This is a genomic window from Kluyvera sichuanensis, from assembly GCF_014218705.1.
Taxonomy (GTDB): domain Bacteria; phylum Pseudomonadota; class Gammaproteobacteria; order Enterobacterales; family Enterobacteriaceae; genus Kluyvera; species Kluyvera sichuanensis.
Genome location: NZ_JABBJF010000011.1, coordinates 17,331 through 30,412, shown reverse-complemented (window position 1 = coordinate 30,412; position 13,082 = coordinate 17,331). Strand labels below are relative to the sequence as shown.

The window sequence follows — 13,082 nt, the reverse complement described above, 5'->3', positions numbered from 1 at the left end:
GGAGAGGGGACTGTTAGGTGCAGTGATTAATAACAGAATCCGGGACGTTTTTCTCCCTCTCCCCCGTGGGGAGAGGGCCGGGGTGAGGGGGCCGTGCCTTAGTGGGCAACCGTCTGCACACCGGCAGGCGTACGCTCATGTTTGTATTTAAACAGCCCAACAAACGCCACCGCCAGAACCAGAGAGTAGGCAGCGAAAATCAGCCATACGCTCTGCCAGTCGGTGATGCCGTCTACGGTATACATCTCAACCACTTTACCGCTCGCCATACCGCCGAGGATACAGCCGAAGCCGTTGGTCATCATCAGGAACATGCCCTGCGCACTAGCGCGAATTTCCGGGCGAACCTCTTTCTCAACGAACACCGAACCGGAGATGTTGAAGAAGTCGAAGGCGCAGCCGTAAACAATCATCGACAGGACCAGCAGCACGGTGCCGAATGGCGTTGGGTCGCCGTAGGCGAACAGGCCGAAGCGCAGCATCCATGCGAAGATACTAATCAGCATCACGTTCTTGATGCCGTAGCGGCTTAAGAAGAACGGAATGGTGAGGATGAACAGGGTTTCAGAGATCTGCGAAATCGACATCATCACCGACGCGTGCTGCACGATAAAGCTGGTCGCAAACAGCGGATCTTTATCGAAGCTGTGCAGGAAGGTGTTGCCGAACATGTTGGTGATCTGCAGCTCTGCGCCCAGCATCATGGAGAAGATAAAGAAGATTGCCATGCGCTTGTTTTTAAACAGCGCAAACGCATCCAGCCCCAGCATGCTGGTCCAGCTCTGTTTCTGCTGCTGGTTAGAGACCGGAATATGCGGCAGGGTCAGGGTAAACAGCACCAGCACGACCGACAGCGCGGCACCGATATACAGCTGCATATGGCTCAGCTCGAAGCCGGAGAAGCTCACCGCCCACATCGCCAGAATAAAGCCGATAGTGCCCCAGATACGAATTGGTGGGAAATCGTTAACGATATCCAGACCGGCCGTTTTCAGGCGGTAGTAAGAGATGGTGTTAATCAGGCCCAGCGTTGGCATATAGGCTAGCGAGTTGAGCAGGATAACGAAGAACATTGCGCTCGGTGTGGTGACTTCGGCCGCCATAAACAGCGTACCGGCCCCGACCAGGTGACAGAAGGCGTAAACCCATTTGGCGCTGATCCACTTATCCGCCACGATGCCGAGAAGCGTTGGCATAAAGACGGCAGCGATACCGAGGGAGCTATAAACCGCGCCGATAGATGCGCCGTCGAATTTAAGCGTAACAAACATGTATGAGCCGAGCGTGGTGAGCCAGCTCCCCCAAAGACAGAACTGCAGGAACGACAGTATCTTAAGCTGCAGCTTTAAATTCATGTTACTTTCCTCACAAAATTTGGCTGGGTGTGTTGCTTAGATAACATTCAGAGGCGTTATTTGCGCTGATTCTATCAACGTGGATAGCGAGACATTGTTAAGCACCGCAAAATTTTGCAATTATTCTTACTTTGCAAAACGATTTAGTGACAAAAGTAACATTTTTATAGCGGGAGTTGGTGGGAAGGCCGCTCTCATCCCGGTGAGTTAGAGATGAGAGCGCCTGATAGTGTGAGAATTATTACTTGCGACGATAGCTCTTCTGCGCGGTATTCACCTTATACAGATAGCGACGTGATTCCGCAGACGGATGGCGCGTGGTCAGGGTCTGATAAACGTCGCCCGGGGCCATGCTGTTGATAATATTCGCCGCCTGAACTTTATCGTTGGAGAAGACGCGCAGCACGCTGCCCGCGCCACCGTTATAGGCGGTGATCACCGCATAGCGACGTGACGTTGGGTTATCGATACCGCCCAGATAGACGTTGCTCAGCATCGTCAGATAGGCGGTACCGGTGTCGATGTTACTGGCCGGGTCGAACAGGTAGCTACGGCTTGGCGTGCCGGATTTCCCCTGCGAACGGAACACGTCTTTCCCGGCGGTATGCTGCACAACCTGCATCAGCCCCATCGCATCAGAACGGCTGACCGCATACGGGTTGAAGGAGGATTCGGTCTGCATAATCGCCAGAATCAATGACTCGTCGACGCCGTATTTACGGGATGCCTGACGCACCATGCCCAGATATTTATGCGCACGTTTATCCAGGTGGTTTGGCACCAGATTAATGGTCACGCTGTAGATAATATGCAGGCCGCTGGTGCGTTTTTTCATCCGCGTTTGCAACAGGTAGTCGGCAAAGCGCTCGGCGCGCCACTGCCAGCGAATGGCTTCGCCGGTATTGTCGACCACCTGGCCGTAGAGGAACGGCTCTTTGGAAATCTGGATATCGTCGGCGTCGGAATAAAGGTCAACCGAGCCGGGGTCATCGCCCATTAACAGGGTGGTGACGATGGCCTGGCGCAGACGCGCGGCGGGATCGGTGCCAGCGATGGTTTCAACGGTGATGGTACCGTCGTCGAAGTTGATGTGGCTACGGGTCTGGTAGCCGTCGGAATACTTAACGTAGTCTTTTGGGCCCGCTATCAGAACTTCGTTAAAGCCCCAGATGTTTTCAATGTTATGGGCGAACTGCCCCATCAGAATGTCAAAACCGTTGGTGTCTTTGACCCACGCCTCGTTATAGGTATCGCCTTTATTTTTTGAGGAACAGGAGACCAGCAGCGGCGCAATGAGTGCCAGAGCGAGTAATTTTTTCATTATTCCGGGAGCGCGTGTTGTTGATGTCTTAAAGGCCCGTCGGGCCCTTACTGTTTTTCAGGCGGCGTGTAGCCTTCAATGTGCACATCTTTGCCTTCAAACAGGAAATTGATCATTTCCTCTTCCAGCAGCTTACGGTGCTCCAGGTTCATCATGTTCAGTTTCTTTTCATTGATGAGCATGGTCTGCTTCTGCTGCCACTGCTTCCAGGCCTCTTTCGAGATCTCGTTATAGATACGCTTTCCCAGATCGCCTGGATAGAGCTGGAAATCCTGTCCTTCGGCTTCGCGCTGCAGGAAAGTACAAAAAATGGTTCTGCTCATAATCAATCCTCTTATGTCGCCGCTCGCTAAACGAGTGAATCGGCGCGTAACTGCTGCAACAGGCGCTCAACCGGTGCGGCCAGCCCAACGACGGGCGGCTGCGCTAAGTTATACCAGAGAGCGTTGCCTTCATCCATGCATGGCGTGAATGAGGACACAGTAAGCCACATTGGCACAATGTCCAGATGGAAATGGCTGAAAGTGTGGCGGAACGCGGTTAGCTGAGTCAGCGTATCAGCAGGGATGTGCCGTGCCTCGAGCCAGTCTCGCAGCGCTTCTTCGGTCTCAAACTGCGGGAAACAGTATAGACCGCCCCACAGTCCGCTAGGCGGACGCTGCTGGAGAAAGACGTCGCGGCCGTTCTGCATCATCAGAAAATAGCCGGTACGTTCCGGGATGGTCTGCTTGGGTTTTTTGCCCGGATACTGCGCCCAGCTGCTATTCGCTGTGGCGATGCAGCCGTTCTCCAGCGGGCAGAGCGAACACTTCGGCTTAGAGCGGGTGCAGACCATCGCGCCGAGATCCATCATTGCCTGGTTAAAGCGCGATACGCCAACCGCAGGGGTGACCTGCTCGCTGATATCCCACAGTTTTTTCTCAACGTCCTTTTTCCCCGGCCAGCCGCCCACGGCGTAGCAGCGTGCCAGCACGCGCTTGACGTTGCCGTCGAGAATCGGGAAATGCTTGCCGAGCGACAGTGACAAAATCGCCCCGGCGGTGGAACGCCCTACGCCAGGCAGCGCGGCCACTTCATCGAAGGTTTCCGGGAAGCGTCCCTGGTGGAGCGTAGCGACCTGCTGCGCGGCCTTATGCAGGTTACGCGCGCGGGCGTAGTAGCCGAGCCCGGTCCACAGATGCAACACGTCATCGAGCGGCGCGTTGGCGAGATCGGTTACGGTCGGAAAACGTGCCATAAACCGTTCAAAGTAAGGGATGACGGTGGTAACCTGCGTTTGTTGCAGCATTACCTCGGACAGCCATACTTTGTAAGGCGTCTTTTCAATTTGCCAGGGCAGGGTTTTACGCCCGTATTTGTCGTACCACTCCAGCACCTGGGCTGAAAATTGAGACGCTTGCATGGTCAAAGCTATGTTTCCAGTATCGTACTATTCAGGGGCCAGATTGCAGCACAGCGGTACTATGCTGTAAACAGGAACTTTCCGGTGCTTGCATCCGGCAACTAACTTTGGATAATGCCCGTTTCCCGAACACTCTCACAAGCAGACTTAATTTTTATGAAGAACGACGTCATTTCACCGGAATTTGATGAAAACGGCCGCCCACTGCGCCGCATTCGTAGTTTTGTTCGTCGCCAGGGGCGACTGACAAAAGGGCAGGAACACGCGCTGGAAAACTACTGGCCGGTGATGGGCGTTGAATTCAGCGAAGAGCCTGTCGACCTCGCCGCCCTGTTTGGCCGCGAAGCACCGGTCACGCTGGAGATTGGTTTCGGGATGGGCGCTTCGCTGGTGGCGATGGCCAAAGCGCGCCCGGAGCAGAACTTCCTCGGCATTGAAGTGCACTCACCGGGCGTGGGCGCGTGCCTGGCATCCGCACACGAAGAAGGTGTCGATAACCTGCGCGTGATGTGCCACGATGCGGTCGAAGTGCTGCACAAGATGATCCCGGACAACTCCCTGAACATGGTTCAGCTCTTTTTCCCTGACCCATGGCACAAAGCGCGTCATAATAAACGCCGTATCGTTCAGGTACCGTTTGCCGAGCTGGTAAAAAGCAAACTGAAGCTGGGCGGCGTGTTCCACATGGCGACCGACTGGGAAGCCTATGCCGAACATATGCTGGAAGTGATGTCCTCCATTGACGGATATCAGAACCTGTCTGAAAGTAAAGACTATGTACCGCGCCCACAATCGCGCCCGGTAACCAAATTTGAACAGCGTGGTCATCGTCTTGGCCACGGCGTATGGGACTTAATGTTCGAGAGGGTGAAATAAAATGGCAAAGAATCGTAGCCGTCGTTTGCGTAAAAAGATGCACATCGAAGAGTTTCAGGAAATTGGTTTCTCCGTTGCATGGCGCTTCCCGGAAGGCACCAGCGCAGAGCAGATTGATCAGCAAGTCGACCAGTTTATCGATGAAGTGATCGAGCCGAACAAACTGGCCTTTGACGGCAGCGGCTATCTGGCCTGGGAAGGTCTGATTTGCACCCAGGAAATTGGTAAATGCACCGAAGAACACCAGGCGCTGGTCCGTAAGTGGCTGGAAGACCGCAAGTACGAAGAGGTCCGCACCAGCGAACTTTTCGACGTTTGGTGGGACTAATAGTCTATATACACGAAATCATTCAAGCTGCATCAAGGCGGCAAGAGAGCGAATCCCCAGGAGCGTACATAAGTACGTGACTGGGGGGAGTGAACGCAGCCAACGCAGAGGCAACTTGAAGGATGAAGTGTATAAGGGGCCGGCATTTGCTGGCCCGATTTATATTAAGGGAAAGTGATGATGCGTAAAACGCTGCTGACGGCAGTTTTAACCTTCACGGCGATGTCCGCCCATGCTGACTACCAGTGCAGCGTAACCCCCCGCGATGATGTCGTTCTTAGCCCGAAAACCGTGCAGGTGAAAGGTGAAAACGGCAACCTGGTGATCGCCCCAACCGGCGATGTGACCTACAACGGCAAGGTCTACACGCTGAGTGCCGCCCAGCGCGAGCAGGCGAAAGACTACCAGACCGAACTGCGCAGCGCGCTGCCGTGGATTGACGATGGCGCACGTAGCCGCGTTGAAAAAGGTCGCGTAGCGCTGGATAAAATCATCGCTAAAGAAGTGGGCGAGAGCAGCAACATGCGCGGGCGTCTGACCAAGCTCGATGCGCAGCTCAAAGCACAGATGAACCGCATTATTGAACACCGCACCGACGGCCTGACCTTCCACTACAAAGCTATCGACGAAGTTCGCGCCGATGGGCAGCAGCTGGTGAACCAGGCGATGGGCGGTATTCTCCAGGACAGCATCAACGAAATGGGCGCCAAGGCCGTGCTGAAAGGCGGCGGTAACCCGCTTCAGGGCGTGCTGGGGAGCTTAGGCGGTCTACAAACGGCCATTCAGAACGAATGGAAAAACCAGGAGGCGGATTTCCAGGCTTTCGGTAAAGACGTGTGTGGTCGCGTGGTGTCGCTGGAAGAGAGCCGCAAAGCGCTGGTTGGCACCCTGAAGTAACCCCTTCTTAACTGGCTACCTGCTTTTCGCCGGTAGTCAGAATCAGATTTCGTTTATCCTTCTTCCCTTCGCAGATTCCGTATGATGCACCCTCACTCATAAAAAGGAATTTGCCGATGACACTCGCCTGGAAATGCGGGCTGCTCCTGCTAAGTAGTATCTCCCTTCACGCTTTTGCCGATGACAACACGCCAACTGATGATGTTATTAAGCAGCAGTTCGCCGAACACTCTGATGGCTTGATGCATCTTGGGGCACTGAAGCTTAGTCCGCTAGAATCGGTAGGCAATCGCGCGACCTACATGGTCGAGGGCGATATTGCGTCTAACGACGATCTCTACGGTATTCTTGGCGCAGCTGGCGACTACCTTTTCTACGAACGTACCTGGAAAAAAGACCAGCCGGTAAAATTTTCGGCGATGATGACTGCCGTTGGAACCAGGGCTTCAGGCTGGAAAACCGAATTTTTCTCAATGCAAATGGCCGCCAAAAGCGTGGGACGCCCCTTTAGCCACGAGAAAGATCTCTCCAGGGCGCTGGTGGTTAACGACAGCGGCTATATGGCGCAGTTTGCCAGAATAGACGCGCAGTTCGCCGCCAGTAAGACGCTTATCCAGAAACAGCAGGCAGAGTATGAAGCGCTAAAGAAAAAGCTCGATGCTCAGGATGAAAAGATCAAACGTTCATGGGGAACAGATGAAAACGGTAAGCAGCTCGATCGTGGCGCGCTTCAACGAGCGCAAGTCCAACAGTTGAATGAACTCGATCGTAAAAATAGCTTTGCCAAATTTGAGTCTCAGTACTATCTCAACGTTTATGAACCAGCGCTGGCGGCCTGCCAGAAAAAAGCGGGTTGCGATAGCGCTCCCATTCACGCAGCCCGTGACGTGGTGCTAGAGAAAACAAAAGAGGAGTACTACCGCCAGCATATCCAGTTGCGGGACAAACTGACTGCTGAGATGGCGGAAAAAGATAAACAACTGGCACCGCTGCAGAAAGAGCGCCAGGCGCTGTATGAACAGATGATGGGAGTGTCGTTCAGTATTGATGACCTTGAGCGTGACGCTAAGGTCTGGCAGGAAGGGACGGCGAAGCTGCGTAAAGAGGGCGTGATTCCGTAATGCAAGATACAAGGGAGGCGAGCCTCCCTTTTACGAGCGTGAAACCTTACATCAGCCCCAGAACCTGCGGAATAAACAGGGAAATCTGCGGGATATAGGTAATCATCATCAGCGCAACCAGCAGGGCGAAATAGAAGGGAAGCAGCGGCTTGATGAGCTGCTGAATTTTCACTCCTGAGATTGAGCAGCCGACAAACAGAGCGCTGCCTACCGGCGGCGTCAGCAACCCGATGCACAGGTTCGCCACCATCATGATCCCGAAATGTACCGGGTCCATCCCCAGATCCTGAGCGATCGGCAGGAAGATTGGTGTGAAGATCAGCACCGCAGGCGTCATGTCCATAAAGATACCGACGATCAGCAGCACGATGTTAATCAGCAGCAGAATGACCAGCGGGTTGTCTGAGATCCCCATCAGCGTGTCACTGATCATATAAGGGATATCGGCGTTGGTCATTGCCCATGACATGCCCACAGAAAAACCGATCAGCAGCAGAACGATGGAGGTGGTCACCACCGACTCAAGGATAAGCTTAGGCAGGTCGCGCCACTTCACCTCGCGGTAGATAAGCACCGACAGGATAAAGGTATAAACTACCGCAATGGCAGAGGCTTCGGTGGCGGTGAAAATCCCGCCGAGGATACCGCCCATCACGATAAAGACCAGCAGCAGGCTTGGCAGCGCGTCGAGGAAGGCTTTTGCTGCTTGCGCACAGGTTGGGCGCTCAGAAACCGGATAGCCGCGTCGTTTGGCAATAATCGCGCAGACGATCATGATAGCCAGGCCCATCAAAATGCCGGGCAGGTAGCCCGCCATAAACAGCGAAGCGACAGAAACGCCGCCTGCGGTAAGGGAGAAGACAATAAGCACGTTCGACGGCGGGATCAGCAAGCCGGTGATGCAGGAAGAGACGTTAACCGCCGTAGAGAATGCCGGATCGTAACCTTTTTTGGTCTGGATCGGATGCAGCGTCCCACCGACGGCTGCCGCCGCTGCAACCGCTGAACCTGAAATGGATCCAAACATCATATTGGCGAGTACGTTGACGTGGCCCAGCGAGCCGGGCACGCGGCCAACCATCACCTGTGCGAGGTTGATCAACCGTATCGCAATGCCGCCGCTGTTCATCAGCGTACCGGCAAAAATAAAGAACGGGATCGCCAGCAGGGCGAAGTTATCGAGTCCGTTCGCCAGGCGTTGGGAAACGGTAATCACCGCGATATCCCATGGGAACATCAATAGCATGGAGGCGACGGTGGCAATACCGATGGAAAACGAAATCGGCACGCCGATAAACACCAGCACGAAGAACGCACCAAACAGCGTTAAGGCAATATACCCGTCCATTAGCACGCTCCTTGCGCGGAATTTTTCAGGCTCAGTAAGCCGTTAACGATGAACCATAAGGCGTAAAACATCATGATGAGACCGGTTAATGGCAGGATCAGATAGACGTAGCCCATCGGGATCTGCATCGCAGCGGACACCTGCGAGGTGGCGAGCGTTTTATCGATAAGCTTCAGGCCGCCGGTGACGATCACCGAACCGGCAAAGAGAAAAATCAGCAAGTTAATCACGATGCTGAGTAGCTTCTGTTTTTGCGGTTTCAGCGTCATCGCCAGTAAATCAATCGCCAGATGGCGCTGCGCGCCGACGGTATAGGCGGCCCCGAGCAGACCAACCCAAATCATCAGAAAGCGTGCCAGTTCGTCGGTAAGCGTGCTGGGCTGGCTTAACACATAGCGGCTAAAAACCTGCCAGACGACGCATATAACCAGCGCGATCATGACCGCGACGGAGAACGCGGCGATCGTGCGGTCCACCGCCTGTTTAGTGCGGGTGAAAATCATCGTTTATTATCCTGGTGAAGGCGGGCCAAGGGCTGGCCCGCAAGGGATTATTCTGCGGCGGCTTCAAATTTGGCCAGCAGCGCGGCCTGTTTTGGATCTTTGCTGAAATCATCGAACAGCGGCTGAACGGCGGCACGGAACGGCGCTTTGTCGACTTTGACGATCTCCCCGCCCATCGCTTTAGCCTGTGCGCGGGTGTCGGCATCGACCTGATCCCACAACTTCTGCTGATAGGCTTCTGAGGCTTTGGCCGCTTTAGCGAGAATCTGCTGCTGCTCTGGGGTCAGCTTGTCCCAGGTTTTTGTTGAAATCACCAGGAAGTCTGGAATGGAGGCATGCTCATCTTCAGAGAAGACTTTCGCAATTTCGATATGGCGCGTTTGTACCCACGACGGCACGTTATTTTCTGCACCATCGACGACGCCTTGCTGCATGGCGGTATAGACTTCGCCGAACGAAATAGGCGTTGGTGACCCCCCCATTAATTCCACCATTTTAATCGTCGTTGGGCTGGCCTGAACGCGAATTTTCAGCCCTTTTAAATCTTCAGGTTTAGTAATAGGCTGTTTGGCGTAAAAACTACGGGTACCAGCAACATAAGCCGAAAGTGCGAAGAATCCTTTCTCTTTGGTGGATTCCATAATTTCTTTACCGACTTCGCCAAAGACGACCTTATTAAAATGGTTCTGGTCTTTAAACAGGAATGGCAGATTATAAATGGCGTACACGTTATCAAATGATTCCAGATCGCTGGCAGAGCCTTTAGTTAAATCCAGCGCCCCGTTTTGCAACAGCTCCATGGTTTCACGCGCACTGCCCATCTGGCTGCTAGGGTAGATGCGGAGCGTCATTTTGCCGTCAGACAGCTGCTTAACTTCTTTCGCCATTTCCTCGAAGGCCTGGTGAACAACGTGGCTGCGCTCGAGATTATGCGCGAGCTTAAGCGTCACTTTTTCTGCGGCGGTTGCCCCGGTGGAAAGTAACGCGAGCAGAGAAGCGCACATCAGCGTTTTGCTAAAAGAGAGAGGTTTCATTAATAGGCTCCATGCACATTAATTATCGTGGTTTATATCTGTCGGGATAGTCTGTGTTTCTGTATGACATATTATCCTGGTTGTCAGACAACTTCACGCTAACGCTCTCACATTTTTAACCTGGCTATACGTTAAATGCGATTTTTGTGTGCTGGGTTATATTTATTTAATATCCATCACTGGTTATTAATATTTTATTGAAATATTTATGTGGGTATTATTCGTTAAAATTAATTTAGATAGATCGGAATAAATGAGGTATATATTTGCCGTTATTAATAACGGCAAATATATAAGTTGCATTATTCGCTAAGGAATAATTCCAGCAGCGAATTCAAAAATAGCTTGCCGTGCTCGGTGATCTGCCAGTACGCCTCGCACTCGGTCAGGTAGTTCTGTGCCAGTGCTTCATCAAGCTGCGGGCGGATCACGCTTTCATCGAGGCCGGTGTAGGCGCTGAATTCCGCGCGTGGCGCTGGCTCCAGCAGGCGAAAACGGTTCATAAAGAACTCGAACGGTTTGTCTGCGTTTTCGACGTCATGCTGACGTTCCAGATAGCGTCCTTCCATATAGCCGCGCGGGTGGCGAGTCTTGGCCGTACGCAGAATGCGCCCGTCCGGGAAGGTCACCTTACCGTGTGCACCGCAGCCGATGCCGAGATAGTCACCAAAGCGCCAGTAGTTGAGGTTGTGCTGGCACTGGTAGCCCGGTTTGGCGTAAGCCGAGGTTTCATACTGCTGATAGCCCGCGGCGGTCAGCAGCTGATGGCCTTGCTCGAAGATATCCCACAGCGAGTCGTCGTCCGGCAGCACCGGTGGGCGAGAGCCGAACAGGGTATTAGGCTCAATCGTTAGCTGGTACCAGGAGAGGTGCGGTGGCGACAGCTCAATCGCCTGACGCAGGTCGCTCAGCGCCTCTTCCAGCGATTGATCCGGCAGCCCGTGCATCAGGTCGAGGTTGAAGCTGCGTAGCCCCAGCCCGCTCGCCAGACGCGCGGCGCGCTTAGCCTCTTCCGGCCCGTGAATACGCCCCAACCGCTGCAATTTGCTGTCGCTAAAGCTCTGCACGCCGATGGAGATGCGGTTCACCCCTGCGCGCTGATACTCCACAAAGCGGTCAGCTTCGACGGTGCCAGGGTTGGCTTCCATGGTGATTTCCGCGTCGCTTGCCAGCTTCAGTCGCGCACGCACGCCGTCGAGCAAGGTCTGCATCGCCGGGCCTGAAAGCAGGCTCGGCGTACCGCCGCCAATAAAGATGGTCTTTACTTCACGTCCCTGCGCCCAGGCGACATCCGCATCTAAATCGCTCAGCAGATGCTGTACGTAGTCGTCGTGAGGCACTTCGCCCTTAAGCGCGTGCGAGTTAAAGTCGCAGTACGGGCATTTCTGCACGCACCACGGGATATGAATGTAGAGACTCAGCGGAGGCAGATTAACCATTGCGCATCGCTTCCAGTAACTGCTTCAGCGCCTGACCACGGTGAGAGATGGCAATCTTCTCTTCGCGCGTGAGTTCGGCAGCAGTTTTGCCTTCCGACGGTACGAAGAAAATAGGATCGTAGCCAAAGCCACCTTCACCCGCTGGTGCACGGGTAATCACGCCAGGCCAGCGGCCGTGGCACACCAGCGGCGTGGGATCTTCGGCGTGACGCAGATACACCAGCACGCAGTGGAACTGCGCCTGACGCTGGTCGTCTGGAACGTCTTTCAGCGTCACCAGCAGCTTTTCGAGGTTCTGCTGGTCGGTGGCGTCCACGCCGGAATAGCGGGCGGAGTAGATACCTGGCGCGCCGCCGAGTACATCAACGGCAAGGCCGGAGTCGTCGGCAATCGCCGGTAAGCCGGTCACCTGGGCGGCATGACGCGCTTTGAGGATCGCGTTCTCAATAAAGGTCAGCCCGGTTTCCTCAGCGGATTCCACGCCAAGCTCGGTCTGGGCGACGATATCAAGACCAAAATCAGCGAGCAGCGAGGCGAGCTCGCGCACTTTACCGGCGTTACCGGTAGCGAGGACAACTTTTTGCATGGGATATCCTAATTTGTCAGGGCTGCAATGCCCGCAGGAATATGTTGCGGATGAATAATTTTAACCTGTTTATGCCGCCCCAGTTCGCCTTTCTCGACGATGACCTGGCTTTTGGCGACCTTAAACTGTTTGGCGAGATACTTCACCAGATGGGCATTGGCCTGCCCATCAACGGGTGGGGCGGTGATGGCGACTTTTAATTCGTCGCCATGCTCCCCGACAATCGCGTCACGGCTGGCCTTTGGCTGAATGTACAACCGCAGAACCAGCCCGTCATCGCAGGGCGTGACGGCACTCATAGCGCCATCCACAGCCCTGGCAGCAGCATATTGCCGGTGGCCTGCAGGACTTCTGCGATGCCCATATTAATCACGTACAGCAGCAGAACCAGCACCATTGGAGAGAAATCGATGCCCCCCATGGACGGCAGCAGTCGGCGGATTGGGCGCAGCAGCGGCTCGGCCAGCTGCATCAGCACAATTTCAACCGGGCTGCGGCCCTGGCTGACCCAGCTCATGATAGCCATCAGCAGCAGTACCCAGAAGATCAGCAGGCCGATGGTCTTGAGCAGAATCAGCACCGCCGAGATCCAGATAATCGGCTGGAAGGTCACCACCATAAACAGCACGATGGCCTTGATAAAGCACAGGATAAACGCCAGCAGCAACGAGGAGCTGTCCAGCGGCCCCATTGGCGGAATAATACGGCGCAGCGGCCCAACGATAGGTTGGGTTATTTTCACCACGAACTGAGAGAACGGGTTGTAGAAATCACAGCGCGCCCACTGCATCCAGACGCGCAGCAGTAGCACCATTGTGTACAGTTCGAGAACTGTAGCGAGCAGGAAGGTCAACGTCTTCATGGCGTTCCTT

Annotated in this window: 15 protein-coding genes; 4 read left to right on the top strand and 11 right to left on the bottom strand. The window is 54.4% G+C overall.

Annotation, left to right across the window (positions count from 1 at the left end; all coding sequences use genetic code 11):
• Positions 1 to 98 precede the first annotated feature (98 nt).
• The 4 genes from HII27_RS13390 to mutY form a co-directional block, all read right to left on the bottom strand.
• Positions 99 to 1,355, bottom strand: a complete 1,257-nt coding sequence (locus HII27_RS13390) for a nucleoside permease (RefSeq protein WP_185668336.1) — start codon at positions 1,353 to 1,355, stop codon at positions 99 to 101.
• Between the two features lie 241 nt (positions 1,356 to 1,596).
• A complete protein-coding gene (gene mltC / locus HII27_RS13385) occupies positions 1,597 to 2,676 on the bottom strand; it encodes a membrane-bound lytic murein transglycosylase MltC (RefSeq protein ID WP_185668335.1) in 1,080 nt (359 codons plus the stop codon).
• 47 nt (positions 2,677 to 2,723) lie between these two features.
• On the bottom strand, positions 2,724 to 2,999 hold the full coding sequence (locus HII27_RS13380) for an oxidative damage protection protein (RefSeq protein ID WP_185668334.1): 276 nt from the start codon (positions 2,997 to 2,999) through the stop codon (positions 2,724 to 2,726).
• 26 nt (positions 3,000 to 3,025) lie between these two features.
• Complete coding sequence (gene mutY / locus HII27_RS13375; protein WP_185668333.1) at positions 3,026 to 4,078, bottom strand: A/G-specific adenine glycosylase; 1,053 nt, start codon at positions 4,076 to 4,078, stop codon at positions 3,026 to 3,028.
• Positions 4,079 to 4,234: 156 nt separating this feature from the next.
• Between mutY and trmB the strand changes: the two genes are divergently transcribed.
• The 4 genes from trmB to HII27_RS13355 all read left to right on the top strand — a co-directional run bounded on the left by trmB (position 4,235) and on the right by HII27_RS13355 (position 7,300).
• Positions 4,235 to 4,954, top strand: a complete 720-nt coding sequence (gene trmB / locus HII27_RS13370) for a tRNA (guanosine(46)-N7)-methyltransferase TrmB (protein WP_185668332.1) — start codon at positions 4,235 to 4,237, stop codon at positions 4,952 to 4,954.
• Position 4,955: 1 nt separating this feature from the next.
• Positions 4,956 to 5,282, top strand: coding sequence for a YggL family protein (locus HII27_RS13365; RefSeq protein WP_185668331.1), 327 nt, complete (start codon positions 4,956 to 4,958; stop codon positions 5,280 to 5,282).
• A 177-nt stretch (positions 5,283 to 5,459) separates the two neighbouring features.
• Positions 5,460 to 6,179, top strand: a complete 720-nt coding sequence (locus HII27_RS13360) for a YggN family protein (RefSeq protein WP_185668330.1) — start codon at positions 5,460 to 5,462, stop codon at positions 6,177 to 6,179.
• A gap of 116 nt (positions 6,180 to 6,295) precedes the next feature.
• Positions 6,296 to 7,300: a DUF1202 family protein gene (locus HII27_RS13355; protein WP_185668329.1), complete on the top strand. Its 1,005-nt coding sequence runs from the start codon at positions 6,296 to 6,298 to the stop codon at positions 7,298 to 7,300.
• Positions 7,301 to 7,346: 46 nt separating this feature from the next.
• On the opposite strand, the gene HII27_RS13350 is transcribed toward HII27_RS13355, so the two are convergent.
• The 7 genes from HII27_RS13350 to HII27_RS13320 all read right to left on the bottom strand — a co-directional run bounded on the left by HII27_RS13350 (position 7,347) and on the right by HII27_RS13320 (position 13,072).
• Positions 7,347 to 8,648: a TRAP transporter large permease gene (locus HII27_RS13350; protein WP_185668328.1), complete on the bottom strand. Its 1,302-nt coding sequence runs from the start codon at positions 8,646 to 8,648 to the stop codon at positions 7,347 to 7,349.
• On the bottom strand, positions 8,648 to 9,151 hold the full coding sequence (locus HII27_RS13345) for a TRAP transporter small permease (RefSeq protein WP_185668327.1): 504 nt from the start codon (positions 9,149 to 9,151) through the stop codon (positions 8,648 to 8,650). The genes HII27_RS13350 and HII27_RS13345 overlap by 1 nt, the downstream gene beginning before the upstream one ends.
• Before the next feature lie 47 nt (positions 9,152 to 9,198).
• Positions 9,199 to 10,185, bottom strand: coding sequence for a TRAP transporter substrate-binding protein (locus tag HII27_RS13340; RefSeq protein WP_185668326.1), 987 nt, complete (start codon positions 10,183 to 10,185; stop codon positions 9,199 to 9,201).
• A 302-nt stretch (positions 10,186 to 10,487) separates the two neighbouring features.
• Entirely contained in the window at positions 10,488 to 11,624 is a 1,137-nt protein-coding gene (gene hemW / locus HII27_RS13335) for a radical SAM family heme chaperone HemW (RefSeq protein ID WP_185668325.1), read from the bottom strand.
• Positions 11,617 to 12,210: an XTP/dITP diphosphatase gene (locus HII27_RS13330; protein WP_185668324.1), complete on the bottom strand. Its 594-nt coding sequence runs from the start codon at positions 12,208 to 12,210 to the stop codon at positions 11,617 to 11,619. The genes hemW and HII27_RS13330 overlap by 8 nt, the downstream gene beginning before the upstream one ends.
• Positions 12,211 to 12,218: 8 nt before the next feature.
• Positions 12,219 to 12,509, bottom strand: a complete 291-nt coding sequence (gene yggU / locus HII27_RS13325) for a DUF167 family protein YggU (RefSeq protein ID WP_185668323.1) — start codon at positions 12,507 to 12,509, stop codon at positions 12,219 to 12,221.
• Entirely contained in the window at positions 12,506 to 13,072 is a 567-nt protein-coding gene (locus HII27_RS13320; protein WP_185668322.1) for a YggT family protein, read from the bottom strand. The genes yggU and HII27_RS13320 overlap by 4 nt, the downstream gene beginning before the upstream one ends.
• Between the last annotated feature and the right edge of the window lie 10 nt (positions 13,073 to 13,082).